This is a genomic window from Candidatus Thorarchaeota archaeon (genome assembly GCA_021498125.1).
Lineage (GTDB): Archaea > Asgardarchaeota > Thorarchaeia > Thorarchaeales > Thorarchaeaceae > B65-G9.
In genome coordinates this window covers 152273-179135 of the sequence record JAIZWL010000004.1, presented here as the reverse complement: position 1 = coordinate 179135, position 26863 = coordinate 152273, and the positions used below count along the sequence as shown (strand labels likewise).

The 26863-nt window shown below is 47.5% G+C and carries 23 protein-coding genes; 15 read left to right on the top strand and 8 right to left on the bottom strand.

Features of this window, described 5'->3' with window-relative positions; all coding sequences use genetic code 11:
- Positions 1 to 112 precede the first annotated feature (112 nt).
- Positions 113 to 1030: an SRPBCC domain-containing protein gene (locus K9W43_10820; GenBank protein MCF2137711.1), complete on the top strand. Its 918-nt coding sequence runs from the start codon at positions 113 to 115 to the stop codon at positions 1028 to 1030.
- On the opposite strand, the gene K9W43_10815 is transcribed toward K9W43_10820, so the two are convergent.
- On the bottom strand, positions 1027 to 1764 hold the full coding sequence (locus tag K9W43_10815; GenBank protein MCF2137710.1) for a hypothetical protein: 738 nt from the start codon (positions 1762 to 1764) through the stop codon (positions 1027 to 1029). The two genes, K9W43_10820 and K9W43_10815, sit on opposite strands and share 4 nt — an antisense overlap.
- 321 nt (positions 1765 to 2085) lie before the next feature.
- Between K9W43_10815 and K9W43_10810 the strand changes: the two genes are divergently transcribed.
- The 5 genes from K9W43_10810 to K9W43_10790 all read left to right on the top strand — a co-directional run bounded on the left by K9W43_10810 (position 2086) and on the right by K9W43_10790 (position 6354).
- A complete protein-coding gene (locus K9W43_10810; protein ID MCF2137709.1) occupies positions 2086 to 2670 on the top strand; it encodes a GTP-binding protein in 585 nt (194 codons plus the stop codon).
- An 85-nt stretch (positions 2671 to 2755) separates the two neighbouring features.
- On the top strand, positions 2756 to 4282 hold the full coding sequence (locus K9W43_10805; protein MCF2137708.1) for a long-chain fatty acid--CoA ligase: 1527 nt from the start codon (positions 2756 to 2758) through the stop codon (positions 4280 to 4282).
- A 5-nt stretch (positions 4283 to 4287) separates the two neighbouring features.
- The gene (locus tag K9W43_10800; GenBank protein ID MCF2137707.1) at positions 4288 to 5313 is read left to right on the top strand and encodes a 3-oxoacyl-ACP synthase; all 1026 of its coding nucleotides are present in this window, start codon (positions 4288 to 4290) and stop codon (positions 5311 to 5313) included.
- Between the two features lie 6 nt (positions 5314 to 5319).
- Positions 5320 to 5745: a MaoC family dehydratase gene (locus K9W43_10795; GenBank protein MCF2137706.1), complete on the top strand. Its 426-nt coding sequence runs from the start codon at positions 5320 to 5322 to the stop codon at positions 5743 to 5745.
- Positions 5746 to 5769: 24 nt separating this feature from the next.
- The gene (locus tag K9W43_10790) at positions 5770 to 6354 is read left to right on the top strand and encodes a hypothetical protein (protein MCF2137705.1); all 585 of its coding nucleotides are present in this window, start codon (positions 5770 to 5772) and stop codon (positions 6352 to 6354) included.
- Between the two features lie 10 nt (positions 6355 to 6364).
- Here K9W43_10790 and K9W43_10785 read toward each other — a convergent pair whose 3' ends face one another.
- On the bottom strand, positions 6365 to 7141 hold the full coding sequence (locus tag K9W43_10785; protein ID MCF2137704.1) for an alpha/beta hydrolase: 777 nt from the start codon (positions 7139 to 7141) through the stop codon (positions 6365 to 6367).
- Positions 7142 to 7270: 129 nt separating this feature from the next.
- Between K9W43_10785 and K9W43_10780 the strand changes: the two genes are divergently transcribed.
- From K9W43_10780 to K9W43_10770, 3 genes are all read left to right on the top strand, one after another.
- Complete coding sequence (locus K9W43_10780) at positions 7271 to 8428, top strand: hypothetical protein (GenBank protein ID MCF2137703.1); 1158 nt, start codon at positions 7271 to 7273, stop codon at positions 8426 to 8428.
- Positions 8429 to 8584: 156 nt separating this feature from the next.
- Positions 8585 to 11224, top strand: a complete 2640-nt coding sequence (locus tag K9W43_10775) for a heavy metal translocating P-type ATPase (GenBank protein MCF2137702.1) — start codon at positions 8585 to 8587, stop codon at positions 11222 to 11224.
- Between the two features lie 45 nt (positions 11225 to 11269).
- Complete coding sequence (locus K9W43_10770) at positions 11270 to 12463, top strand: geranylgeranyl reductase family protein (protein ID MCF2137701.1); 1194 nt, start codon at positions 11270 to 11272, stop codon at positions 12461 to 12463.
- On the opposite strand, the gene K9W43_10765 is transcribed toward K9W43_10770, so the two are convergent.
- Genes K9W43_10765 through K9W43_10755 form a run of 3 tightly spaced genes read right to left on the bottom strand, consistent with a single transcriptional unit; the run spans position 12460 to position 14081 of the window.
- Complete coding sequence (locus K9W43_10765; GenBank protein ID MCF2137700.1) at positions 12460 to 13074, bottom strand: 4-vinyl reductase; 615 nt, start codon at positions 13072 to 13074, stop codon at positions 12460 to 12462. The genes K9W43_10770 and K9W43_10765 overlap by 4 nt on opposite strands.
- Entirely contained in the window at positions 13074 to 13517 is a 444-nt protein-coding gene (locus K9W43_10760) for a hypothetical protein (GenBank protein ID MCF2137699.1), read from the bottom strand. The genes K9W43_10765 and K9W43_10760 overlap by 1 nt, the downstream gene beginning before the upstream one ends.
- Before the next feature lie 27 nt (positions 13518 to 13544).
- The gene (locus K9W43_10755; GenBank protein MCF2137698.1) at positions 13545 to 14081 is read right to left on the bottom strand and encodes a GTP-binding protein; all 537 of its coding nucleotides are present in this window, start codon (positions 14079 to 14081) and stop codon (positions 13545 to 13547) included.
- Between the two features lie 260 nt (positions 14082 to 14341).
- Between K9W43_10755 and K9W43_10750 the strand changes: the two genes are divergently transcribed.
- From K9W43_10750 to K9W43_10730, 5 genes are all read left to right on the top strand, one after another.
- The gene (locus K9W43_10750) at positions 14342 to 15733 is read left to right on the top strand and encodes an MFS transporter (GenBank protein ID MCF2137697.1); all 1392 of its coding nucleotides are present in this window, start codon (positions 14342 to 14344) and stop codon (positions 15731 to 15733) included.
- A gap of 217 nt (positions 15734 to 15950) precedes the next feature.
- Complete coding sequence (locus tag K9W43_10745; GenBank protein MCF2137696.1) at positions 15951 to 19481, top strand: PAS domain S-box protein; 3531 nt, start codon at positions 15951 to 15953, stop codon at positions 19479 to 19481.
- On the top strand, positions 19474 to 19920 hold the full coding sequence (locus tag K9W43_10740) for a response regulator (protein MCF2137695.1): 447 nt from the start codon (positions 19474 to 19476) through the stop codon (positions 19918 to 19920). The genes K9W43_10745 and K9W43_10740 overlap by 8 nt, the downstream gene beginning before the upstream one ends.
- A 2-nt stretch (positions 19921 to 19922) precedes the next feature.
- Positions 19923 to 21353, top strand: a complete 1431-nt coding sequence (locus K9W43_10735; GenBank protein MCF2137694.1) for a response regulator — start codon at positions 19923 to 19925, stop codon at positions 21351 to 21353.
- Positions 21354 to 21553: 200 nt separating this feature from the next.
- Positions 21554 to 23071 carry a caspase family protein gene (locus K9W43_10730; protein ID MCF2137693.1) on the top strand — a complete coding sequence of 506 codons (1518 nt, stop codon included), beginning with the start codon at positions 21554 to 21556 and terminating at the stop codon, positions 23069 to 23071.
- Between the two features lie 79 nt (positions 23072 to 23150).
- Here K9W43_10730 and K9W43_10725 read toward each other — a convergent pair whose 3' ends face one another.
- Positions 23151 to 24113, bottom strand: a complete 963-nt coding sequence (locus K9W43_10725; GenBank protein MCF2137692.1) for a sulfite exporter TauE/SafE family protein — start codon at positions 24111 to 24113, stop codon at positions 23151 to 23153.
- Between the two features lie 213 nt (positions 24114 to 24326).
- Here K9W43_10725 and K9W43_10720 point away from each other — a divergent pair, with 213 nt between their 5' ends.
- A complete protein-coding gene (locus K9W43_10720) occupies positions 24327 to 24965 on the top strand; it encodes a histidine phosphatase family protein (GenBank protein ID MCF2137691.1) in 639 nt (212 codons plus the stop codon).
- 100 nt (positions 24966 to 25065) lie between these two features.
- On the opposite strand, the gene K9W43_10715 is transcribed toward K9W43_10720, so the two are convergent.
- Both K9W43_10715 and K9W43_10710 read right to left on the bottom strand, forming a co-directional pair.
- Positions 25066 to 25419: a hypothetical protein gene (locus K9W43_10715; GenBank protein ID MCF2137690.1), complete on the bottom strand. Its 354-nt coding sequence runs from the start codon at positions 25417 to 25419 to the stop codon at positions 25066 to 25068.
- A gap of 131 nt (positions 25420 to 25550) precedes the next feature.
- Positions 25551 to 26846: an aminotransferase class III-fold pyridoxal phosphate-dependent enzyme gene (locus tag K9W43_10710; GenBank protein ID MCF2137689.1), complete on the bottom strand. Its 1296-nt coding sequence runs from the start codon at positions 26844 to 26846 to the stop codon at positions 25551 to 25553.
- Between the last annotated feature and the right edge of the window lie 17 nt (positions 26847 to 26863).

Here is a 26863-nt window from a genome sequence, read left to right as displayed (position 1 = left end):
TAATTAGTGACTCAATTCGCTTTATTACTTCTATTCGTATCTGTTCAAATGCCGCCTATCCGGCATGCTGATAAGTAAGAACGGCTCTTATCTAATGCTGGGAGGCCGATAAATGGACCCTAAGAGACAGGTCGAAGTACTTCCACTGATCCGCATGACAGTTCGTGTATACAAACCACTCGAAGAGGTGTGGAAGAGTTTTCTTGATCCTGTTATGATGCTCCAATGGCTGGGAAATGAGATATCCGCAGACATCCGTGAAGGTGGAGAGATCACCTTTCAGGGGCCAAATGCCCCCGTCTGTGCTGAAATCGAAGGCAACTGGACTATCCGACGACTTCGAGAAGACAATTCGATGCTTCTCTCATGGTCTATCATGGGCGTTGACACCTTGGTCGTGATCCGTTTTTCCAAGATCCCTCCTGGTACTCTCATTGAGGTCAAGCATGGTGCAATTCCCACATCGGCACGGAATCTCCATCTTCCTGAGCACTGGACATTGCTCTTGGCGAATTTCAGATCAGTCGTCGAGCTTGGAGTTCCCGCTTTGCGGTTCGACTATTCCAAGTATCATCCTATGCGGGTCACTATGTACGATCCATTGGAGGTCCGACAGAGTGTTGTGATTAATGCTCCACCCTCCCTCCCGTTCGATGTCTGGACAAATCCCGAGAAACTCAGTCATTTCATAGGTGTTGAACGGCCAGTCGTTGATACCAGGTATGGAGGGATTTACACATGGTGGGCGGAGGGTAAGGGACCTGTTGTCTTCACAAAAATAGATCCTGATAAAGAACTTGAGTTCTCATGGGTCTACGGCGATGAGTTGGAGACCCGCGTAAATATCCGTTTTGAACCAGTTGAAGACAAGACCTTGGTCATGCTTCATCATTTCGGTTTCAAGAGCCCTGAGAGTGTAATTGGTTACAATATTGGTTGGGCCTCGATACTTAGTGAGCTCAAGCTTGTGTGTGAACTTGGTGATTCTGGAATCGAACGTGCAAGTCTCTGGGAGGAAGTTCGCCTCTAAGTTGCAAAGAACAGCGGCATGGTTGGGAATAGCAGAAGCCACATCGCAAATGCAGTGACTAGAGGTATCAGAAAATTGTCAAGCCACCTCTTACTCACGAACTCCGTTAGCGTCATTAATCCCGCAATTATTAGGATTTGTGGAATGATACCAAAAATGAAGATTGATGAATACAGAGATAGAGCCGTCACTTGTGCCAGTACTGATAGCACAAAGACACCACAGCTCCCCTCGAATGATTTTACTCCGATTCTTGAGACAAATCGTCCACCCCATATTCTTCCTACTATCTCTCCTGCTGCGTCCGCCCAGGCGACTCCAAGGATCGCTGCGACAAATATGGCTGGCTGTGAGAGAAACATCAAGAATGCAAGGGCAAACGCGATCATCCCCATGAACCCTGACACGAAGGTATTGGCTCTACTTTCTCCCTCCCTGCTTCCTGCCGCTAATAGTTCTGACACAAGCGTGCTCTTGTGGGCCCACGCATAGAGAATGAATGTGAGAAACGTTCCAATGGCAAAGGTGGGACCGCTCAGATTTGAATATGCAACAATGGTCAGGCCAATGATGCTCCCCATTGACACATGGACTAGCTTTCTGGGTTTCCAGTGTGGCATTCCCTTCTCCGCCATCTTGTAGGCGACTCCAAGCATGATGCCCCCCAAGATCCCAGTCAGGATGGCCATTATTGCATCTGTGGCTGTTAGGTCTCCGAAGATGAGATCGACCATGTTATACCACTGGCTGCTCTCACATGGTTCCTTTTTTGGTTTGTTGTGATGGTCACATCTGACGGTATAATGCGGGTGAAAAATTAATTTCTTTATCTTTGTTGGCGTAATCCTGTTGTACAATTGATAGTGCAGTGGTATTATTCTTATTATTTATTGGGAAATGTCTATCAGAACCTACCGATAACTCCCTGCACTCTAGCGATAAAGTTAAACCGCTTTAATTCGGTAACCTTATCTAGAGTCTATCTATTTAAGATACCTGCTCCAATTGAAATTGGGCTTCAATTTGGAAGTGGCCTCTTGGGAGTGACTGGTCAGATGAGAGATCAAGATGATGGCAGTAAGGTCTTGAAGGCAGTATTGATTGGGGATGGGGCAGTAGGGAAGACAAGCATCCGACGTAACTATCTAGGTGAAGATTTTATCGAGGGCCATCTTGCCACAATTGGAGTTGATCTGGCTACAAAGAAAGTTCTCTTTCGTGACGAGATTATCAAATTTGTCATCTGGGATCTTGCTGGCCAACCCACTTTTGAAAAAGTGAGAGGCCATTACTATCACGGGTCAAATGGTATCCTCCTCGTATATTCGGTCATCGATCGAGAGACATTCGATAATGCGTCAAAGTGGCTTGTAGAAGCTTATCGAAATATGGGTCGGCTACCGCCCACAATTATTATCGGAAACAAGATTGATCTCCGTGGAACTGTGCCCCCTGATCAACAGGTGAGTTCTAAAGAAGGGCAGCAATTCGCCGATTATTTCATTAAAAAATTGGAGATTCCTGCGGTGTTCATCGAGACCTCTGCAAAGACTGGTGAGAATATTCATGAGGCCTTCGAGAAGATCTTGCAGATGATGGCCGACGCTGAAGATGACAAGAGCGAGATCTTCATCGGTTAATTCCCAATACACATTATCTTCAAGAGTAAGATTCATCCGTGTGGTCGATATTATTAACCTCTAAGAAATACATGAGGCCATTGACATGGATCATGAAGATTGGACTTGGATCGGTGACTGGGCTGGCCGGCGTGCACTACTTACTCCCCGCCGTGAGGCCATATATGATGCAATAGAAGATGTACGATACACCTTTGGTGAGTTGGGTCAACGTGCCAACCAGCTTGCGCGGGTATTGCTTGATGCAGGAGTTCGTAAGGGCGATCGTGTTGCGGGTCTTGCAAAGAATCGTATGGACTACATAGACCTCTTCTTGGCCTGCGGCAAGATCGGGGCAATTATGGTCCCATTTAATGTCCGTCTCGCTCCACGTGAGATAGAATTTCTCACAAACAAGACTGACCCTCTCGTCTTCATGTATGACCCACGTCTTGAGGACCAGTTCAATGCGATGCGTGACAGTCTGGGTGACCGCACGTTCTTTGTTATGGGTGGCACTTCTCTGGGTAGTAATCCTGCAGTTCGAGATCTGATGGCCAAGGTCTCATCCGATGAGGTTGAGCGTCCGACCATTGAGCTTGATGATCCAGCCCTCATTGTCTTTACAGGTGGTACGACTGGTCTTCCAAAAGGTGCCATTCTGTCCCATCGACTGGTCTTTTGGAACTCAGTGAACACTATCACGTCTTGGGGTCTTAGACCTGATGACGTTCAACCACTGCTCTTTCCCCTCTTTCATACTGGCGGTTGGAATGTGCTACTTGTTCCATTCTATCATTTGGGTGCAAGGACCGTTCTTATGGGCGATTTCGATCCGGCCACGACATTGAAGATCATTGAACAAGAACGCTGTTCGATTGTGATTGGAGTCCCAACAATGTTCCAGATGATTGCAGAGCACGACAAATTTTCCAAGACGGATTTGAGTTCGGTGCGGGTGTTCATCTCAGGGGGTGCTCCTTGTCCCGTAGCAATTATGGAACATTACTGGGCACGTGGTAAGGATTTCAAAATGGGTTATGGACTCACTGAAGTGGGACCCAACAATTTCTATCTCCCCGAGAGCGAGATTCGTCGGAGACCGACCTCTGTAGGCTTTCCTGTACTCCACTGTGACATGAAGATCGTAGATGAAGACGGTGCTCCTGTTCTGACTGGAGAGATTGGTGAACTGATGCTTCGTGGACCTCACATCTTTTCCGGCTATTGGGACGAGCCTGAAGAGACCGCAAAGACGATCGAGCCGGATGGCTGGGTTCATACTGGTGACCTTGCCCGAATGGACAAGGAAGGCTTCTACTATATTGTTGGCCGCAGCAAAGACATGTTCATCAGTGGTGGTGAAAATGTCTATCCCACTGAGATAGAAGAACTACTCTACAAGCATCCGGCAATTCTTGAGGCGGCTGTCATTGGTGTGCCTGATGAAAAATGGGGGGAGGTTGGAAAGGCCATTATCGTATTGAAGTCTGGAGCGAATGCTACTGCTGATGAGATTCGTTCGTATCTCGAAGACAAGCTGGCACGTTACAAAATCCCAAAAATATACGAGTTCCGTGACGATCTTCCTAAGAGCGCAGCAGGGAAGATTCTCAAGAGAGAGTTGAGGTGAGTACCATGGAGCGAGTTCCTATTGGTATCGAGGCCATCGGCACATATATCCCTCCTGAACGTCACACAGCTGAATACATCTCTGAGCAATCGGGTACTCCCCTTGAGGTAGTCCTGACTAAGATGGGTCTCAAGAGCAAGGCAGTCCCTGGTTCTGATGATCATACTGTAGCGATGGGCGTTAAGGCCGCTAAGGTCGCAATCGCGCGTGCTGGAATCGATCCTGCACAAGACATCGATCTTGTGATTTGGGCTGGAGAGGTCTATGCCGAGCATCCGATGGTGACGTATGGAATTAAACTGCAACATGAAATTGGGGCTACACGTGCTTGGGCCTTCGATGTGAATCAGCGGTGCGGAACCTTTGTCGTGGCCATGTTGCTTGCAAAGGCGTTAATGTGGACGCAAGGCTACAGACGAGTCCTTATTGCCAGTGGCTATCGTAATTGTGATCTTATCGATTACACGAACATCCGGACACGCTTTATGCACGACCTTGCAGCCAGTGGTGTTGCGGTCATTCTTCGTGCTGACTATCCACGTAATGTTGTTCTCGAGGGCGCAGTGATCTCTGACGGTCAATTTGCAGATGATGTCTATGTTCCTGCTGGAGGAACTGTCATGCCCATAAGTTGCGAGGCGATCGAGAAACGATTACACTACCTTGATGTCCGTGACCCTACGAGTCTGAAGGAGCGCCTCGATAAACTGTCAATGCGGAACTTTATCCAGGTCATTGATGACTCGTTGTCTAAGAGTGGGTATTCACGTGATGATATCGATTATCTGGGTCTCATTCGTATGAAGCGGAGCGCGTTCGAATATGTGGCCAAAGAGGTGGGAGTCGATCCTTACACGCAGTCTACATACTTTGAGGAGTACGGTCACATGGGCCAGAATGATGCGATTGTTTCTCTGGAGGAGGGTCTGGACGCAGGCAAGATTAAAGATGGCGATGTGGTGGTGTTGACCGCAGCTGGGATTGGCTGGTCTTGGAACGCCATAACAATCAAGTGGGGGTCTTGGGAGTGAGTTCCTATGTCCGATGTAAAAATCACAAAGTATTCTGATCTAAAAGTTGGTGACTCGGCCGAGCTTGTTCATACTGTGACCGAGGACGATATCTCCGCATTTGGAAGCCTCAGTGGCGACTATAATCCTCTCCACTTTAATGAAGAGTGGGCAAAGACAACAATGTTCGGTGGCCGTATCGCTCATGGTATTCTGACAGCCGCCTACATCAGTGCTGTCATTGGAATGCAGCTTCCTGGGCCGGGTACAATCTACATGAGCCAAAGTATGAAATTCCGTGGCCCTGTCCGAATCGGCGATACGATCACTGCGCGGGTTGAGGTCATTGCAAAGAATGATGAGAAACGACGTGTCACCTTGGGAACCACCTGCACGAACCATAATGGGGATCTTGTTCTTGATGGAGAGGCCCTTGTTATGCTAATGGAATAGCTTCGATATGTAGAGGCCGATATTATGGCGACGCTACTGACAGAGATGCAGGTTCAATCCATTGAAGAATTTGCAAACAAGAGATATGCCGAGCTTGATTCCACGCATGGTCCCGAACATGGAACCCGGACCGCCCGGCTCGCAGTCTATATTGCCACACAAGAAGACGCAGATGTCGAGATTTGTAGATTAGGTGCTCTGTTGCATCAATATCATCCTGAAAACGTCGCCCTTGTTGATGCCTTTCTCAAATCTCTCAATATTGATGAGGTTCTGCGGTTTCAGTTGGTCCACTGTGTCGAATGTGTCGAACCAGCTACGATCGGTCGCGCACACACGCTTGAGGCACGAGTGGTATTCGATGCTGACAAGCTTCAGGCACTAGGTCCCTTTGGTCTTATCCGAGAGGTGGCATACCGTGTCAATACACGCGGAATTGATTTCTTACAGGCCACCCGCGAGGCCCGTGATCTTCAGATAGAGATGACCGATCTTCTTCAAACGAGGACTGCTCGTGATATTGCGCGTGAGCTGAACGCCTCCATGGACTCGATCTACTCGTTGATTGAGAAGTGGGACGACCTATCGTTTCTTGATATCCAGAGATAGAAGATTTTTATTATTGTTTTGACAGGAACGAGTCTACGTGCTCGTTGAATTCTTCATGATGGTCAACTATGACGAGGTGTCCTGCTCCCTTTACAATGACTATCTCCGAATTTGGTAGCCACTCGTGCAGCATCTCCGAGGCCCACACAGGGGTCGTGATGTCTTTCTCTCCAACAATTAGAAGAGTTGGTACTGTTAAGGATCGTAGCCGCTCACAGATGTTGAAACCTGCTGAGGCCGCTGTTGCATATAGTGCATCCTTTGTCGTCAAGTGATCGGTCACCATTTTTGCAAGCCATTTCGATGCCTCTTCATCATACGGTGAGAGTCCTCTCTTTCCGATCCCAAAGGCGAATTTGTCAAGCGGATTACCCTTCACTCTTCCCAACACATCAGTCATGGCCTCGTTGCTCACAAAGCAGTACGAGCTTGCAGCAACCAACTTGTTTACTTGCGTGGCATTTTCCAGTGCGTACACAAGTGCGACCATCCCCCCAAGTGAGTGGCCTACGATGTTCAGGTCACTGGTCCAATTCAGGTGCTCCAACAGGAGTTTCATGTCATCAACATAGTTGCGGATCGTGAACCGCTTTTTGGGAATGATTGACCTTCCGTGGCCATGAAGATCAAATCGCAATATCCGATACTTGGACTCAAAATGTGCAAGTTGATATCTCCAACAGTCCGCGTTGAGAAAGAGGCCGTGGATCAGAATCAGTCGGGGGCCCTCTTCAACACCTGTTATCTCGTACGCGATGCGAGTCCCGTTTTCTTCAAGGATCTCCACGATTTACCACCATCTCACAGTCTGTCAGATCTGCCTTTAAATTGAATGACCGTTCAAGCCTTTTCGATGTATTAAAGTAGGAGAATGTCTGTATTAGTAGTTCGTATCTATTTGCCTGAGGTGAAAACTATGGCATTAGCAGGAGATAAGGTGGGCGTACCGGAAGTAGATGAAGCTCCGGTAGTCGTTCTCCCACGTTGGAAGCAACCTATAGCAGGTGTTGTGTCACTCCTCTTGACTTTTATTATTGCAATTGGAGTCTGGCTGATCCCTGGTATGAATCTTCTAGGTTCCCTATTAGGCGGCTTTGGTCTAATGTCAGTTCTCTTTTCTATCTGGTTTGAGAATTGGCCGTTCTATCAAAAGCTGCGTACGCCTTGGAAAGTGGGCCTAGCAGCAACAGTGGTTAATGTGATCGTGGCTTTCCTATTGTTCTATATCGCCACTATGTTCGGTGCGATGTACGGAATGTCCCTTGGCATTGCTGATCCACTAACGGCCACAGCAGTCGGATGGGCCATATTTGGTGCTCTGTCCGCATCATGTTTCTCCTTTGCAGTATTGTGGTTGGCTGGGACTATGTACTGGCCCTGGTTTGATAAGAAGCAGCCGGGCCGTGGTGCTCGGGTATTCTTGGTCGGGATCATTCTCACATTCATCGTTTGGTATTTCCTCTTCTACCCCTACGGAAATCCCGCCGCCACACTTGGCGACCCTCTCTCATGGGTCCTTCCCATGTACGGGATTAATATGGCTTGGACACAGTGGACTATCTTCTTCTCTCTGCTAACCTTGATGGTCTTTGAGTATTCCCCATGGAATAAGGCTGGTAGACAACCACTTATCGGAATTATTGCCTTTGTCGGTTGTGTGATCCTTGGTCTGGTCTGGGTGTTTGTGGCCGGACTGGTCGGGTTTAGTCTGACCCTTCCAATCTTTCTGATGTTCTATCCCGATCCAGGGGATTCTGCCTATGTCGGTGCTGTCGGGATCTGGAATGTCGCCTATGCCGACTGGTTGATCGCTGCTGTCATTATCGTTGCACTCTTCTTTGACAATTGGCCGAAGAGTCACAGTCAGGGAGTGAACTTCTTTATTCGTCTATTTGTCGTTCTCTTCCTTGGGACTCTCTTCTTCTTCGGGTTCTATCTCATCGCACCGTTCATCAATCTTGGCAGTAGTCCTTTCACTGTTAATCCAACTCCCTTCCTCCTCGTCCTTCTATGGGTCGAACTGGTGTTCGCGTATCTGTGGCGCAAATGGCCCGTCTATACAACAATGGAGTAATTGGAGTGGGCGATCGCCCCTCCTCCTCCTCCTCTTTTTTTCACTTTTTCACATCGTTAGTCTTATATGCTATATATCTCATTGAATATATCGTGCTGGATACATCGCCATCTTTATAACAAAAGTTAACCATTGTGAACTAAAGGAGCGAAAGAAATGACGAAGGATCCGAAAAGAGCCGAGCGGATGTCCCTGCGAATTGAGGGGATGCATTGTGCGTCTTGTGTGGCATCGATTGAAAAATCCCTGCTGGATAAGGATGGCGTTATTCATGCGACAGTGAGCCTGCTTGATGGTAAGGCAGTAGTAGAGTATGATGCGAGTAAGGTCAAGCGTGAAGATCTGGAAGAGGCTGTTGAGGCAACAGGCTATCGGCCTCGGCGGCCGACGATGGCCCTGACAGTAACTCCCTCTCCAAAAGAGTCGGATTGGAAAATGATTGAGACCGACGTGGAGCGGATCAAGGGCGTAATTACTGCGAGAGGTTTTACGGAACTTTCTCGTCTCATTGTTGAGTATGATGACGATCTTGTCACTTTCACCATGCTCAGGCGACGACTCAGAGAGCTTGGATTTGATGCAACCACGGAGAGTGAATCGGGTGACCGTGAGGCGTTATCACGAACTCGCGAGATAAAATACTATACACGTCTTCTTGTATTCTCCACCATTCTGACGATTCCTATTGTATTGATCGCATTTGGTGTCTTGACCCCGCTGCTCCCTGTCGGGGTATCGCCTGATGTTATCATGTTCCTTCTTGCCACGCCTATTCAGTTCATTGCGGCATATCCGTTTTACAGGTCCAGTCTTCGTGTCATGCGTCATGGAAAGATGAACATGGACACGCTCATTATGCTCGGCACCAGCGCAGCATACTTCTACTCAGTCGCCACGACCTTCATTCTGACCGAGTATGCGAGCTTTTATGACACCTCTGCACTCCTCATCACGTTCATACTCTTGGGCCGATCACTGGAAGCGATTGCGAAGGGTCGAACATCCAATGCGATCCGGGCCTTGATGGATCTTCAAGCCAAGGTTGCAATTGTAGTGCGTGACGGAGAGGAGCTTGTCATCCCCATTGAGGATGTGGAAGTTGGTGATGTGGTCCTTGTAAAACCCGGTGATAAGATTCCAGTTGATGGTACTGTCATCGATGGTCGATCTACCGTTGATGAGTCTATGGTGACCGGTGAACCTCTCCCTGTGAAAAAGAGACCCGGCGATAGTGTCATAGGTGCGACCATCAACAAGAATGGAATGCTCAGAGTCCGTGCCGAGAAGGTCGGGCAAGATACGGTTCTCTCACAGATCGTCAAGCTTGTAGAGTCAGCCCAGACCAGCAAGCCACCAATTCAGCGGAAGGCTGATGCGATTGCTGAGGTCTTCACGCCATTTGTGATCTCTATCGCTGCACTGACATTTATTGTATGGTTGGTCTTTGGAAGCGCACATTGGACACACTCTCTGAGCTTTATGATAGCAGTCCTAGTAGCAGCCTGTCCCTGCGCGTTAGGACTTGCCACACCTACCGCTATTATGGTTGGGCTCGGTAAGGGTGCACAATATGGTGTGCTGATCAAAAATGGTGAGGCGCTGGAATCAGTCCCATTGATCGATACAGTCGTCTTTGATAAGACCGGAACGTTGACCATCGGCCATCCTACTGTCACAGATGTTATCGCTGCGCGCGAGACCTCTGATGATGAACTGATACGCATGGTTGCGGCTGTGGAAAAGAATAGTGAGCATCCGCTGGCCGAGGCTGTGGTCCACTATGCTGAAGATTTGAATCTTCAACTTGGAGCATGCACTGAGTTCGACTCGGTCTCTGGAATGGGCGTCCGTGGACTTGTAGAGGGCCATTTGCTATTTGTCGGGAAGGTTGACTATCTTAGAGCTCAGGGGATTGATACGACCGAACTCGAAGTTCATGGTCCGATGCTTGAGTTACAGGGTAAGACTGTGATTTATGCAGCCATGGATGGGCGTGCCTTGGGTCTGCTGGGTATTGCTGATAAACTGAAGGACGGGTCAGCCGCCGCTGTTGATGCTCTGAAATCAGAAGGTATCGATGTGTGGATGATCACTGGTGATCGAGCGACCACCGCACAGGCCATAGCGCGTAGTATCGGTATTGATAATGTGCTTGCAGAAGTGATGCCTGCGGACAAGGCCTCTAAGGTTGTAGAGCTTCAGGAGCAAGGGCGCAGAGTTGCGATGGTGGGTGACGGAGTTAACGATGCACCAGCAATCGCTCAGTCAGATGTGGGTATCGCTCTGGGCTCCGGAACAGATGTGTCGGTCGAGACCGGTGATATTGTATTAGTACGTGATGACATACGTGATGTGGTCACTGCTATTGAGCTTGGTCGCAAGACCATGTCCAAGATCAAACAAGGTTTCTTCTGGGCTCTCATCTATAACATGATTCTGCTTCCATTTGCCGCAGGGCTTCTCTATCCCTTCACGGGATGGGCGCTGAGACCTGAATGGGCCGGACTTGCAATGGCTCTTTCGTCGGTGAGCGTAGTAACGAATGCTCTCTTTCTCAACAGATTCAGGCCAACAAAAATTGATGTTGCGGTGCCTGTTGAGACTGCCGTTCGAGCAGTTGCAGTCGATCCAATTTGCAAGATGGATGTTGATATAGCGACGGCTGGGCTCTACTCTGACTATAAGGGGAAGCGCTATTACTTCTGCAATCCGTACTGCAAAGAACAGTTTGATAGTGACCCTGCAAAATATGAAGACCAAGATGTGCGAGATGTGCCCTCAGCATCGACCCCCTAGACTATAGAAATATTAGTGGCTCTTCATCAATTTATACGAATCACAATGAAAGATGTCATTGTCATTGGTGGAGGCCCTGCTGGAAGCGCCACCGCATTTCATGCCTCTCGGTTAGGAATGGATGTTGTTCTTCTTGATAAGGCCAAGTTCCCACGCTTCAAGTCTTGTGGAGGGGCACTCTCACACAAGGCACTTCCTCTGATTGGTCCTAAGGCTAAGAAGGCCATTAATACGCAAGGCAAGGGTCTCGTAGTCTATTCCCCTAAATTGAAGAGTGTTCGTTGGGAGTCGCCGCAGAGTGTGAACCTTGTCGTGCGAACGAAATGGGATCACCAGTTTCTCTTGGACGCTGCTGATGCAGGTACAGAAGTTCACGAAGAGAGCATGGTCACTACGGTTGAATCCCGAGGTGATCATGTTACCGTTGAGTCAAGAAATGGGCTCTCTTTCGATGCGCGCTATGTTGTTATTGCAGATGGTGCAGGTCTACGATCCTATAAGAAGAAACTTGGCTTCACCCAGCCCTACGACCATATGGCACGTACTGTGTGCTGTGAAGTTCCAATGGATGATGATCTCATTGATGTATATTTGGGGTCCGGTCGTGAGATACACATCTTCTTTGGAGTTGTTCCTCGTGGTTATGGTTGGGTGTTCCCAAAGCGCGGGTATCTCAATGTGGGAATTGGGTTTGGAAATGAGGCCCATCCGGATAGAAACCAGTTTGAAATCTTTGATGATTTTGTGAAGACTCTCAAGGAGCGGAAGATTATACCCGAGTCTTTTGATGGCACAACACGAAAGCCTGCTGCAATACCTTTCAAAAAGCCCTTCACCCCGATTGGCCGAGATAATATCTTGCTGGCTGGAGATGCAGGCGGTTTTGTCTCCCCTGTCACTGGTGAGGGTATTTACTACGGTATTGTCTCAGGGCAACAGGCTGCCGAGACGTTCCATGATGATATGGATGGCAATCTGGAGCAGGACATTGTCAGTTCTTACACTCAACGATGGATGGAGATCTTCGGTGATGATATGATTAATCACGGTCTCCCACTTGCCAATATGATCTACAAATCGCTTCGCAGAATGGAACTCGTGGTACGGCTCATGGGTGCTGATGAACAGACGCGGGATGCCGCCTCAAGGATGATTCTTGGTCTTGAAACCTACAAGGCTGCAACATCCAAGATCTTCAGACGCGCCCCATTATCTGTTCTCAAATCGTTACGTGGTTAGTAGTCTACAAATCCCAGCTGGAGATCCTCAAAGAGTTCAGGCATATGCTCCTTGAGCACTTCCAGTGGGGTTTCTTTTTTTACCAACACGAGGACGTATTCACAGGCATCGGCGCCTTGTGCCTTGCATTTTACTTCCCTACTAAGAACATGATATGCTCCATCGTTCATTAGGGCCGACCATGTCTGGGCCGCTCCTTGAAACGCTCCTGCTGGAAATGCACAGAACTTTTTTGGAAACTGAATATTTCTGCAGAACGGACAGTCGTCATCAGCCCAGCGGTAGATCCATACCTTATGACCATCGAATTCTGTCTTCTCCCACTTTTGCCATGTTGGTGCCTTCCCGGCAAACAGGAGCCATGCCGCCTCACCATATGCTGGCACGGTTTCAATGTCGTTAATGAGATGTGCTGAGAGTTCCATCATGAATTCATTTCCTAGCTTCATTCCACCTTTAAACACTCTCTGGATGGTTTCTTCTTCTCCAGCCATCTCCGTCAAATTTTCAATAAGAAGTTCATTGAGTTTTGTAATCGTCAATGAGAGGACCTTTTCTGATGTGTACTTCTTTAATTTTGATCCTTGGATGATCAACCAATTCTTCACCATTATTCCATCACCACTTTGATTTTATCTAATTTTTTAAGTCTGACCAGTTGTTCACAGACAATCTTCACTCTCATTGCTGGGACCCCCAATATGCTCGCTAGCTCCTCGACGCTTGTACTGCCATCTGCGAGAGCAAGAATTTTCAGTTGCACTGGATCGAGTCCTTTCAGATTAGGAATTTGCGTCTTTGGGACTGGCACGTACCTTCTTGTGAGAGGCTTTTGTTTTGCCCGAGTTTCAGCGATTCTTTGTACTATGTTTGCACCGCTCACTGCTCGAACATGGTACTCCTTGTCTATAAACACGGTGAGAGCGTGTTCAGGGCTTCCGTGTGTGAATACGATTGGGACTGGATTGCGAATCGAGCTCTGAATCTTCTCCTCGTCAATTTTGATTTCCACATTCTTTGAGCAGACTGGGCAGTCCACATGAATTAGCACCATGAGCAATTCACCCCAATGATCAGACCTTTACGTATTGCCACAGACACCGTTTCCTTTAAGTGATTCCCAAAGGATATTCTCAAGTTCCTTAATACCTTTCCCGGTCACGCAACTGGTCCGGATTACGGGGAGGTTGTATTTTTTTGAAAATTCTTGGATGTCCTCTTCAGAAACAATGCTGGAAATATCCGCCTTGTTGGCAACTAATACCCTACAGTTCTCAGGGATATCTTGTACGAATTCCATCCACTCTTCGAGCTCAAGAAATGATTCGTATCTGGAAACATCAAACACTATTATTGCAAATTGCGCCCCCTTGACAAGTTCTTGCTGAAAAAATCTGAATTGCTCTTGGCCTCCCAGATCAAACGACACTATCTTAATGGAGGTCTTCTTGGTAGAATCCTCTACAGTCCATGTGTCAACATTAAGTCCCACTGTCATTGTGGTTTCGACATACGCCCCAGTTATCAGACGTGTCGCAAGTGTCGTCTTGCCGACTGCGCCAGATCCCACAAGAATCACTTTCCTTAACGGTACGTTGTTGTTTTCGCTACCGGTCACTAATTGCACTCCAATAATTCAACTCACTTTTTATTTGATATGGGCGGCGGATAAATATTATGCCTATATAGTCACTTATACGAATGATTGTTTAATGGAGAATATTGTACATTCTATTTGTTCGCATCCGTGGCCGCCATGCGGATTACTATTGGATAAATTAGAAAAATAATACTATTTTATTAATCTACTAGTTTCAGAACAATTTAAGATATGGTTTGCGAATCGACTTCCCACTGTTATCAAGAAGGCAATACCTCATGCTTACACGATTCCAGAAGATCTACTTCGGAATGGCCCGACTTGGTCCGAGCATGATGCTGGACTTTATCTCTCTTGCTACTGCTCTTTTCTATTATTCACTGAATGATCTACCAGGCATCTATACTGGGATCTCGCTGGCCATTAGTTACATTGTCATCGCAATTATCCAATTTGGATTTGGGTATCTAAGTGATCGTACGCCCACGGAACGGTTCGGACGGAGAAAACCGTATGTGATTATCGGTGCACCATTGATGGCACTCTCGTTCCTTTTTGTGTTTACTCCAAGTTGGTTCATTAACCCCAGCGACACTATTGGTCTCTTTATCTATGCCACGCTCACTCTAAGTATGTTCAAGGTATTTTATGGCATGGTGACCACGCCGTTCCAGTCGTGGATGCCTGAGCTGACCGAGCCCGAGGAGCGACCCTCTGTATCAAGTTGGCAGAATGTGGCCAACTTTCTTGCCTTTATCATAGGAACTCTTGTCACTTCATTGCTTGCCGGTCTTTCTATCGGTTGGGGATTGCCACCAATTATTCTCGACATCATCATTATCATGATGATCATTGAGATCGTTGGCTTCCTTCCTCCACTCATCGGTCTTCACAAGGAAGGGAAATTCATTCCACAGCCAAGCATGCGAAAGGAACTGGGTATCGTTCTACGTAATCGTGACTTTGTTGGCTGGCTCGTCGCACAGGGCCTATTGTCCATTGGCTTTGCCATGGTCTCTTCAATGGCATTCCCGTACGTAAATGACTTTCTTGCTTTCAATCTTACCGATCTGGTCATCTTCGGTGTCGAGCTGCTGGTCGTAGTGTTCTCGTTCTTTCTGGTCTGGATGTGGGGAATCCGGCGTTTCGGAAAACGATACACCTTACAGGCAGCAATGGGTCTGGCAGTCGCGGTTCTCCCCTTCACGCTCTTTGTGGCTAGCAAGACTGCGGGATTCATATTGATTGCGCTCTTGGCCGCTGCAATCGCGGGGTACTTCCTCTTCCCGTATATCATCTATGCTGACTTTGCGCATAAAGATGAACTGATCACAGGTGAAGGCCGTGCAGGTGTCTATACAGGATTTCCAGCAATTCCCCTTAATATCTGTCAAGCATTATCTGCACTGATAATGGGGTATATTCTCGATCTACCTAAAGTGCTAGAGGTGATCGGTACACCCGGCAAGTATGTGACCATTGGCTATCAGTACTGGGGACCAGTCGCGGCCATATTCATCCTGCTTGCAATACTGGTGCTCGTGAAGGTGGATCTCGATCCGGACTTTGAAGCACTTGCAAAAGAGCATGCGTCCTCGGACGAACCTCTAAGCGGGGCTGCCAGCGATCTCCCACCCCTCCCTCAATCTTCCGAGGAACCTGATGAGTAGTTTCTTACCACTCTTCACGCCACACAGCTTCACTCGGCTGTGTGGTCCATTTTTATTTCTCATCAAGTGACGTAAAATGAGTCTGTGACAAATTGCAAGTGGTAGAACAGTTGTTTATCCTTTCTCCTATGACAACAATTAGTGATTTATTTGGTGTATGTTCAAAGATATTATATATGCCCTTTTTGTTTTACTAACACTCTGGTTGTCTAGTTCCATGAGAGATGCGACGCAAATTGACACAAAATCTCTCGAGGCAGCACTCGAGTCAATTGACACAGGAATCATCTTCTTAGACTCGAATCTAAATGTTCTCTATGCCAATGCTTTCAGCAGGCATATTGTGGGGGAGGATGCTATTGGTCGTCCTCTTACCGAGCTCTTTGATGGCCTGCATCGCAGTGATTTTGAGACATCTGTGGGCACTACGATTATTGTCAATAAGAGGGATGATACAACAGTACAGTTTAGCGTCGTGATCCGGGCAATAGCGGATACTCCTACTGTTCGATACTTGGTTCAAGTCAACACATTTACTAGTGAACGTGTCTCTCTAAGTGTTGACAAGTTCGAAGGATCTCTTGCATTCGCCTTCAAGACCGCCCAGGCTGCTCTCTGGAGTTGGGATCTTCAAAGCAACTCGTTGGAAATCGATTCGCGATTCAGTGATATATTTAATATTGATATGCAAGAGCGTGTCACCGAGTTTGGGCGATTAATTCAAATAATTCATGTTGAAGATGTGACTCGCATTGAGCAGGCGATGAATGAATATCTCTCTGGTAAGACATCCGAATTTCAGGTAGAGTTCAGGCTTCTGACGGGTGGGAATGAGTGGCGATGGGTCAGGGGAAATGCTCAGATACTTGAGCGTGACTCCGATGGTCGTCCGCTGAAATTGGTCGGTCTACTTCTGGACATTGATGACCTAAAACATGTAGAGGCGGAATACAAACGCATTGCTTCATATCTTGATCGCATAATCAATACCATACCGTCCATGATCTTGATAGCCGATGAACAAATGGAAATTCAGAGATGCAATCGTGCTGCCATTGAGGCTCTTGGATACACTGAGGGTGAATTGAAAGGATTACCATTATACAGTCTTTTTGCACGAAACACATCTCGAGAAGAGGTGGATGCAAGGGCGCAATTGCTGGGTCGAGAAGGCATGCTTCGGAATATTGATCTTCTGCTGCGAAGAAAAGATGGTTCCACTTTTCCAGCTCTTGTGACCTATGTCAAGCTAGTCACTGAAGAGGGCAAGGCCGATGGAATTCTGTTCAGTGCTTTGGATGTTAGTGAGCGAGAGGAGGCATTGAAGACTCTTCGGAACTCCCAGGAGGCTCTGCGTGCAGAGCGTGATCGGATTAAGATGTACTTTGAGTTGTCACAGGTCTTTCTGATTGCACTTGATGTAAATGGGACGATCATACTGATTAATCGTGAGGGTTCTGAGCTCCTCGGAAAGACCCCGGAAGAGCTGGTTGGCACATCTTGGTTTGAATTCGTACCTGAACGAGAGCGTAAAATTGTGCGTGAACGATTTCAGAAACTGGTTCGTGGCGAGATAAAAAAAATTGATGGAGTTCTCCGCCCCGTTATCACAACAGATGGCGAAGAACGGATAATTCGCTGGCGAACGACGGTGACCTTTGATGCGGAAGGGAATATCAATGGCATCCTCAGTTCCGGTGTAGATGTAACAGAGCAACTTAGGATCGAAATGGTGCTCAAACGTGAGCGCTCCGCTTTTCGTACAGTGGCCGAGGTGGCCATCGAAGAGAAGCTCACACCTGCGTCAATCACAAAGAAACTACTAGATACACTCTCACATGCACTAGGATTTTCTGTGGGGGTCATAGGTCTGTACAATCCAGAAGATAATGTTCTGAGCTATACTGCTCTTGTAGGAGTCGATCCACAAGATTTCCCCCTAACTCTTCATCTGACCCCTGAAACAGCTCGTCACTATCTTGTAGCCCGTGCGGCTCTCACCCGCGAACCTATAGTGTGTTCAGATATTCGCTCCTGCGAGCCTTATTCCAAGTATCGGAGCAAAATCGGCAATCTCGATTTGCGTGCTATGGTTATCCTTCCAATAGTTGATAGTACAGGCTTGCTTCTTGGAGTGATCTCCTTCACTTCATCAAAACCCATCCGTCATCTTGAAGAGGACTTTCTGTTCTTTAAGACTCTCTCAGGAATGATTGCGACCGTTATCGAGCGGGCTAAGTCATTAGAGGCACTACAACGTTCTGAGCAAAAATTCCGATCTCTCATTCTTGAGATGCCTGAGGGAATTGGTTCTACTGATTTTGACAATCATTTTGTATTGGTGAATAAAGCATTTGCCGACATGCTAGGTTACACTCCTGAGGAAATGATTGGGACTAGTGTCTTTGATTACGTGAAACCTGACGATCTCGAACTTGTCACTATGGAGTCTAAAAAGCGGAGGCAGGGTAAGACTTCAACTTATCTTCTTAGACTGCGTCATAAGGACGGTAGTTATCGAGTTATTCGAGTATCAGCAATTCCTTCTCGTGATCAATCTGGGAAGATTGATGGCACCATTGCGGTTCTTGTTGATGTCACTGAGCAGATCAAGGTCCAAGATAATCTACGTGCCTCTGAAGAGACGTGGCGCTCCCTTGTAGAGAATGCACCAAATGTGATTGCAACTCTCGACTTCGAAGGCCGGTTCCAATTTGTCAATCGACGATTTATGGGTCTTGAGCCAGCAGAACTCATTAGCAAAAAGGTCACAGACACGCTTCCCTCAGACATTGCGGATACGATCATTACTGTGATCACCGAGATCGAACAGACGGGTGCGACCTTGGTCTTTCTTAGTTCCTACACTGATGCGAGCGATGGTTCAACAAAATGGTATCGTATCACAGCAGCACCAATTTTTCATGGGACAACGCCTAAGGAGATTCTGATGATTAGTACGGACGTTACTGACATCAAACGTGCGGAGGATGAAGTCAGGCGTCTGAACGAGGACCTCTCGCGTTTAGTCGATGCTCGAACAGCAGAGCTTCAGGCCACAAATAAGGAATTGGAGGCCTTTGTCTATTCTGTGTCTCATGATCTGCGGGCGCCACTTCGAAGTATTATCGGATTCAGTCAGGCTCTTCTTGAAGACCATCGAGAGTCTCTTGATGATGAGGGCACTGATTTTTTGGCCCGAATTGTCAAGGCGTCTAATCGAATGGCGCGACTGATTGATGACCTGCTCAAGCTATCACGAATAACTCGGCGGACCTTGGATCGTAAGGTTATTGATTTGAGTGCTATTGCAACAGAAATTATTGACGATTTAAGAGCGCAGGAGCCTAAACGGAAAGTTCGTTTCACTATCCAGAAGAACCTGCTTGCATGGTGTGATGAACGGGCATTCAGAATTGTTCTTCAAAATCTTTTGTCAAATGCTTGGAAGTTTACTAGCAAGACATCCAATGCGCGAATTGAATTCTCTTCGCAGATTATTGACAACGAACAAGTATTTTTAGTCCGTGATAATGGTGCAGGGTTTGATATGCATCTCTCCGCAAAATTATTCCAACCATTTCAACGATTACACCGTTCGGAGGACTTCGAGGGGTATGGTATCGGTCTAGCCACAGTAAAACGATTGATTGAAAAGCACGGTGGTAGGATATGGGCTGAAGCCGAAATTGGTAAAGGCGCAACTTTCTATTTCACAATTCCAAAGGGGGCGAGCCAAAGTGGATAAAACAAAGGTGATTCTACTTGTTGAGGACAATGAAGATGATGTCATTTTGACACAGCGTGCACTGAAGAAGGCAAATATCCTAAATGATATTGTTGTAGTGGGCGATGGGATCGAAGCATTACAGTATCTTCGATGTGAGGGTCCGTTTAAGGATCGGGATTCTAACGCACTCCCTGTAGTGATACTTCTCGATCTCAATATGCCTAGGATGAACGGACTCGAATTCTTGCGCGAATTGCGATCCGACGAGGCCCTGCGACTTCTTCCTGTTGTAATGCTCACTTCTTCTGCTGAGGAGCAGGATGTTCTCAAGAGCTACGACTTGGGCGCCAACAGTTTTGTGAGAAAACCAGTTGATTTCAATCAATTTGTTGACAGTGTCAGAACTTTGGGGCTCTTTTGGGTATTACTGAACATTGCCCCCACTGGAGGGACATGAGAGTGCGTTCGATACGTGTCTTGCTTATCGAGGACTCGGAAGATGATGCTTTACTTATTGAGCGCAATCTGAAAAAGGGGGGTCTAGATCCAGAGATATTCCGAGTCGCAGATGCAGATGCGTTATCCGCTGCTCTTGATGATGGTTCATGGGATGTGATCCTCTGTGATTATATGATGCCCGGTTTTTCAGCGGACTATGCTTTTGAAATAATCAAGTCCCACGGTCTGGATATCCCCTTCATCTTAGTGTCCGGAACTATTCCTGACGAGGTCGCAGTGAAATTGATGCGTCGGGGTGTTCATGACTATATCCTGAAAGAAAATCTCGCGCGGCTCCCACCAGCCATCATTCGTGAGATCGATGAGGCACAGGAACGATTACGAAAACGACAGGCCGAAGCGGCGTTGAAGGAGAGTGAGCAGCGGTATCGTCTTCTCGTTCATTCAATAACTGATACTGTTCTCATTCTTGATGATACCGGACACGTTAAAGAGATTTATTCCAAGGGGACTATCATACCTCAGACCGAAGGTCCTGCTGATACCCACCTCTCTGACCTTTTTTCCGCAGACCTCTATGACAATCTACAATCCCTAGTCGACCAAGTTCAGAAGAATCGTTCTGACGTCTCCATAGAATTTGTCACTTCGGTCCAGCGCAGTCCCCGGTGGATCTTGGCGATAGGAATCCCCTATGAGGACGAAAAGCATATCGTTGTATTTCTTCGAGATATGACAGAGCTGCGAAAGATCGAAGCCCAGAAGCGTGCTGCTGATCGAAGTGCCTCTCTGTATCTTGATCTTCTCAGTCATGATATTCGGAATCATCTTCAGGCTATCCTCATCAATGCAGAATTACTCGAAGATGATTTTCACGACCCTAAGGTCCTTGATGTTGTGAAAGGGATTCGTGACTCGATCAACAAATGTACCGAACTCATTGACAGTGTTCAATCCTCTGAAACACTTCTTGAGGCCCCTCTGCAAGAAATCGAGATCAATCCGATTCTTGTCGAATGCATGGAACAGATTGCCACAACAAATGAAAATGTGATAATCGAGAGCCATATTCTTGTATCTCATGCTCGTATTCAGGCTGACTCTTTTATCAAGACCGCCTTCATGAATATCATTGATAATGCAGTTCGGCATAATCCAAAGGATAATCCGCGAGTGTGGGTTTCGTTGCGCGAACTCCGTGATGGGTTTGAAGTAACGATCTCTGATAACGGTTCTGGAATTCCCGATGAGCAGAAGAATCTCATATTTGATCCCTCTGCGCGGTCTAGTGGTGTCGGTATTCATCAGGCTGTTCAGATCATTGAGAAATATGGTGGGCGAATTGAGGTCCTTGATCGGGTACAAGGTGACTATACTCAGGGGTGTGCTTTCCGTATCTGGTTGCCCAAGATCAGCTCAGGTTCTTTATAACACACATGTGATTTTCGGCACAGCATGCATTTGCACGTATGATCGGACGATTGGTCTAGGGCCCACCGAATCAATTACGAAATAATCCTCTTATCATTGGTAATATTTTCGTTAAATCATCCGTGTGATTTTTATCTTAGTTTGCAGACCAAGGAGGTATCGTACTGACCTTGTGGTCAGTCCGCGTGGTGTAACTTCCAATGAACCGTAAATTGGTCCTACTATCGGCCTGTTTTTTGGTGATGTTCGCCACTGCTCTGTTACCTAATGTTGTGACTGCAGTTCCGACAAATTCTGTCGGTCAAAAGACAGTGACATATCAAGTAACGCGAACAGTGGAATCATATGTGGTCGAGTCAGAACATCCTTACTCGAACAATTTTGATTATACTTGGACGATCACCAAGACAGGAGCCTCTCAGATACGCGTGCACTTTTCAAAGATTGATGTTGAAAACAACTACGATTTTGTCTACGTGTATGACTATGCTGGGAGTCAACTCCACAAACTCACTGGTCTCTATTCAGATGGTGGATGGTCTTCGTGGAGCAACGGCGACACGATCAAAGTCCGCTTGGACACGGATTACTCTGTGACCAAATGGGGTTTTGCAATCGACCAGATTGAATATGAAAGCGGCGGTGGCGGTGGCGGTGGCACTGGTGATCATGTGCTCACTAGTGGTGAGACCGCAACTGGAAGCCTTTCCGCTGCTGGAGAGACCGAGATGTGGACAATCGAGGTTGAAGCGAACGCTGAGAGCATGCATTCCGTGCTCACCTGTGGTTCTGCTGACTTCGATCTCTATGGAAGACTCGGTGCTGAACCAACTACTAGCACGTATGACTGGCGTGGGTACACGTCTGGTGGCGAGGATGTCACTTATGACAATCCTGGTGCCGGAACGTGGTACATCATGGTCCGCGACTACAGTGGCTCTGGTTCTTATGAGCTCACAGTCACGATCACCTATGGTGGTGGCGGTGGCGGTGGTGGCGGCAGCGGTGATGGGGTTGTTCACAGATGGGCAGTCATTGTTGGTATTAGTGATTACAAGTCGATTAGCGATCTCTCCTATTGTGATGAGGACGCGACTGACTGGTACAACTACCTGACAAATGTCATGGGCTACGACTATGTCCGTGTGCTCGGTGATACCCATTCATCGAATTACCCGTCATACTATGCATTGGCTAAGGAATCAAACGTCAAGGCCGCCTTGAACTGGCTTGGTGGTGCTGATGCCGACGATCAAGTTGCCTTCATCACATCTGGTCATGGTTCAGGTGATGGCCAAGGCTCTTCTTACCTGTGCATGTGGGACTGCAGCAGTGGTGAGGACAATGAGGACGGCAATCTGTATGATACAGAACTTGCTGCGATTGTTGGCACTTGGGCTGCTGACAAGATCTTCATCTTTGTGGATCATTGTTACAGTGGTGGTCTGATTCCTGAAATCCAGGCATTGTCAAATGCAGCTCACGTCTACATGACGACGACATGCACTGACAACGGCTACGGATATGATGACTCCACTCATCAGAATGGAGCATGGACCTACTACTTCTTGGAGTACGGTCTCATCAATCATTACGGCAGCAGCACAAGCACACTCATGGAGGACTGCTTCGACTATGCGGTAGCGGCATATCCACACAGTGGTGGTGACACTCCGCAAGAGTTCGATGGCAATACCAGTGTTGGATTCACACTGTAAGGTTTTTTCCCGTTTCTTCCAGCGGGCCTTCGGGCCCGCACCCACGCGGCAATTATTATTTTTCTGGAATCTCTACAGTCTAATCATCCGCTGCTTTTGTTGGTGTAACTATGTATTTGCCATTTCTCCTGAGAATAACAAATCTGATGATTGCTGTAGGTATCACAATAGTCAGCCAGATTATGATGTCGCCGACTGTTGCCAGTAGAAAACTGGTCCCTGATGGATCGAGCCACATCTGTCCGAGTTTTGCCATCTTGATCAGTGGAAAGACCAGTACAAGTCCAAAGATCTGTTTGAGACGCACCGCATCGATCCGGCAGGCTACCTTCGAACCGATCTGACCACCAGCAATCATCCCAATACCCAGAAGAACCCCATAGAGGATGTCAACCTGTCCGTAGTAAAGATTCAGTGCGGTTCCTGCGGTAGTGGTAAACATCATTGTAAACATAGAGGTTGCAACTGCTGCATGCATTGGTAGTGCCATGATCACACTCAACACAGGTACGACGATTACGCCACCCCCTAGACCAAGTAATCCTGCAGCTACTCCTCCTACAAATGCACCGCCTAGCGCCGCGCCTAATCGTCTTCTGGAGAGTGAGTCAAAGTCAAACGAGAGGATCTGTGAGGCCATGTCCGTTTTTCCTTTGCGACGGGCATTGAGCATCTTGAGTGCTATGGGGAAGAGGAGGATAGCGAAGATGTACCGTAACAACATGTCGTCCGTGATGACTCCCTTTAACCAGACTCCCGTGAGAGATCCCGGAATTGTTGTCATTGCCAAAAACAGACCCGCCTTGTATTGAGTGGGTCGCGGTTTTTGTCTATAATATGATATGCTGCTGGATATAGCTACAAAGAACGCAGCGACAAGCGCAGTGGCTGAGGCCTCTCTTGGTCCAAACATGAATATAATCACAAGCAGTGGTGTGTTGATGATACCACCACCTATCCCAAGCATCGAGGCTATGATTCCAACAAGTAGTGCGAAAATAATAATTGTAATTGCGAGGGTGGGGTCCATTACAAATTGCATAGTCTTCGCCTGCCGATGCGCTCCTCTCTCCTCATGGGCCTTAAAAGATGTGTTCTCTGTGCCATGTGTCAGTTCATTTTATGATGACGCTGTAAGATGTGTAGATGTGAGATCCGATATCTTTATCACCATTACGCAGGTTATAATTATATTATATGGCGTGTCATTTTTAGGCCATCTCTTAATAATTTATATTGTTTCAGGTGTGATGATATGAACGAGCTAGTTCTTGTGCGGCATGGAGAAGCGGAACACCTCACGAAAGGTATTATTGGTGGATGGACCGACCTACCATTAACAGATCGAGGAAGGAAACAAGTCGAGGTCACCGCCAGACGGCTCAAAGAGATACTTGGGGACAGGATTGAGATCATTTACACAAGTGATCTGAAACGGGCCTATGAATCTGCAAAGATTATTCGTGACGAACTCGATGTACCGCTTGTCGTGGAACCTCAGCTGAGGGAGATGAACATGGGCGTTTCACAAGGCAAGACCCGAGAAGAGGCTGCGAAATTTTGGAATCCTCCCTCTGAGCCTTTACTTGATTATATTCCATATCCCGAAGCAGAGAGCTGGCGAATGCTACGGAAGCGAGCTGCATTGCTGATGGACCGTCTAGACAAAAAATCTGAAGAAGTTGTTCTTATTGTCGCACATGGGAACATAAACGCAACAATCATCGAATGGTGGTTTCGACCTGATAAGTCTGCTCTGACCTATTATCGCTGTCATGCAGCCAGTATCTCGTGGTTAGGAATAAGTGATTGGGGAACTCGTGAATTGAGGAAGTTGAACGAAACCGCACATTTGGCACCTATGGGACTTGATGACTCTGTGATTGGCCGATAAATTATTCCATTCATTCGTACTGAGGTACAAGTTTACACTACTAGGAACAGGGATTGTTGTATATTTATAATATTTGATCCTTATATTGGCAACTCACTATCTATGGTGTTGGTTTCCTTCCGACATAGTAACATCCGAATAAGATAGTGGTCATTCCCATTAGTAGAGTGTAATAAAATACCAATTCCAACTCATACCGTCCACTTCCTAGAAGAAATGGACGCAAGATACTTACAACAATGATAGCGACGAAACCAACAAGAGCAGCCGCGATTCCCGGACGTGAGTCGTATTCCATGAACTCGAGTGGTATCTCCTCGTGATGTATCGACGAGATGAGACTGTCTATCTGCCTGAAGAAACGTGTTCCATCATCAGAGATATGGCCTTTGAGAATGCCTTCTTGTATCATCTCTTGGATGATCTGGGTGACCTCTTCCTCAGGCAGACTCATATCTTCACTCGATAATTGAATTGCACTGATCTTCTTGATACCGATTAGTTATTTCAACTTCTCTTGAATCTCATTTAAGAGCAATCGCCGTGTTTCAAGGGCAAAAAGTGCCCTTAAGCCTAGCGAATCAATCATTCCTTGGTGAGAGTTTCCGTGACCTGTTCGATCGCCAGTGCCGTTTGTTCAATGTCCTGCTTGGAGTGAGCAAAAGACAACGCACCGAGACCATGATATCCGAAGACTCCCTGTTCCATCAGGAGAGCTTGGAACAGATTCTGTTTCTGATGGTCGGTGGCCTCATTGAGTTTGAAGCTTGTGAATGGTTTCTCGATCGTGTGCTTGAGCCACGTGATGAAGATGATTGACCCCGTACCAGTTGCCAGTGCTGGTGCTTTTGCGTCTTCGAAGATCTTGTTGATGCGCTCACGGAGAGCATTACCTGCATCATTCAGACCCGAATACATGAGGTCTCGTAAGGCATCCATGACGGCAGCCCCTGCGACCATGGTGAGAGGGTGGCTGGAAAATGTACCGCCTCCGACCCAGCGGCCGCCTTTGGCTCCGGGACGGGCCAAGTCCATGATGTCTTCACGCCCACCGTAGGCACCAAGAGGCATGCCTCCGGCTGCGATCTTTCCAAGAGTGATGAGATCCGGTTCTACTCCAAAGACCCCTTTGCCCGCCGAGCCATAACAGAGTCGAAAGCCGGTTATGATCTCGTCAAAGATCAAGAGAATGTCCCGTGCCTCGGTCTCTTCTCTCAGGTAGGGGAGATAGTCCGGTTCCGGCGCGAGACCGCCTCCTGCTCCAAGCACTGGTTCGATGATTAGCGCGGCGATCTCTTTCCCATGCTCTCTTAGAACCTTATCGACGCTCTCTCTGTCATTGTAATCGAATGAGACCCCATTATAGAACGGATCATCGCTATAGGGATACTGCACATGAAACCCTAATGCATCATTGCCGCCATGCCAGCCGCCTCTCGCCTTTGCTATCAGCCGCCTCCCCGTGAAGAGTCTTGCTAGACGTGATGAGTACATGGTCGCTTCGCTGCCAGTTGTGCAAAATCTCATCTTTTTCATGAACGGGATCGCAGCCTGTATCCTCTCTGCAAAGAGCACTTGGGCCTCGTTAAGGGTGCCGAGATGGATGCCTCTTGAAAGCTGCTCGCCGACAGCGTTTATCACACCGGGTCTGCGATGTCCAAGGATCTTCGAAAAATGAGTCATCCACCAGTCGACATACCTGTTACCATCAACATCCCAGACATAGGCCCCATCTCCGGCAGCCATGAAGGGTGGGTAGATCCCAACCCGATCAAGTCCAAAGGTGCGGATATTATGGTTCACGCCACCCGGAAACACTCGTTTAGCACGCTCAAAGAGTTCCTTGGACTTGGGCGTCTTCTTCTTGAATTTCTCAAACATATTCTCTATCTCCTACC

Excerpts from the sequence above, each read along its gene's own strand:
- K9W43_10820 (MCF2137711.1), top strand. The coding sequence starts at position 113 with ATGGACCCTAAGAGACAGGTCGAAGTACTTCCACTGATCCGCATGACA.
- K9W43_10815 (MCF2137710.1), bottom strand. The coding sequence starts at position 1,764 with ATGGTCGATCTCATCTTCGGAGACCTAACAGCCACAGATGCAATAATG.
- K9W43_10810 (MCF2137709.1), top strand. The coding sequence starts at position 2,086 with ATGAGAGATCAAGATGATGGCAGTAAGGTCTTGAAGGCAGTATTGATT.
- K9W43_10805 (MCF2137708.1), top strand. The coding sequence starts at position 2,756 with ATGGATCATGAAGATTGGACTTGGATCGGTGACTGGGCTGGCCGGCGT.
- K9W43_10800 (MCF2137707.1), top strand. The coding sequence starts at position 4,288 with ATGGAGCGAGTTCCTATTGGTATCGAGGCCATCGGCACATATATCCCT.
- K9W43_10795 (MCF2137706.1), top strand. The coding sequence starts at position 5,320 with ATGTCCGATGTAAAAATCACAAAGTATTCTGATCTAAAAGTTGGTGAC.
- K9W43_10790 (MCF2137705.1), top strand. The coding sequence starts at position 5,770 with ATGGCGACGCTACTGACAGAGATGCAGGTTCAATCCATTGAAGAATTT.
- K9W43_10780 (MCF2137703.1), top strand. The coding sequence starts at position 7,271 with ATGGCATTAGCAGGAGATAAGGTGGGCGTACCGGAAGTAGATGAAGCT.
- K9W43_10775 (MCF2137702.1), top strand. The coding sequence starts at position 8,585 with ATGACGAAGGATCCGAAAAGAGCCGAGCGGATGTCCCTGCGAATTGAG.
- K9W43_10770 (MCF2137701.1), top strand. The coding sequence starts at position 11,270 with ATGAAAGATGTCATTGTCATTGGTGGAGGCCCTGCTGGAAGCGCCACC.
- K9W43_10765 (MCF2137700.1), bottom strand. The coding sequence starts at position 13,074 with ATGGTGAAGAATTGGTTGATCATCCAAGGATCAAAATTAAAGAAGTAC.
- K9W43_10760 (MCF2137699.1), bottom strand. The coding sequence starts at position 13,517 with ATGGTGCTAATTCATGTGGACTGCCCAGTCTGCTCAAAGAATGTGGAA.
- K9W43_10750 (MCF2137697.1), top strand. The coding sequence starts at position 14,342 with ATGCTTACACGATTCCAGAAGATCTACTTCGGAATGGCCCGACTTGGT.
- K9W43_10745 (MCF2137696.1), top strand. The coding sequence starts at position 15,951 with ATGAGAGATGCGACGCAAATTGACACAAAATCTCTCGAGGCAGCACTC.
- K9W43_10730 (MCF2137693.1), top strand. The coding sequence starts at position 21,554 with ATGAACCGTAAATTGGTCCTACTATCGGCCTGTTTTTTGGTGATGTTC.
- K9W43_10725 (MCF2137692.1), bottom strand. The coding sequence starts at position 24,113 with ATGCAATTTGTAATGGACCCCACCCTCGCAATTACAATTATTATTTTC.
- K9W43_10720 (MCF2137691.1), top strand. The coding sequence starts at position 24,327 with ATGAACGAGCTAGTTCTTGTGCGGCATGGAGAAGCGGAACACCTCACG.
- K9W43_10715 (MCF2137690.1), bottom strand. The coding sequence starts at position 25,419 with ATGAGTCTGCCTGAGGAAGAGGTCACCCAGATCATCCAAGAGATGATA.
- K9W43_10710 (MCF2137689.1), bottom strand. The coding sequence starts at position 26,846 with ATGTTTGAGAAATTCAAGAAGAAGACGCCCAAGTCCAAGGAACTCTTT.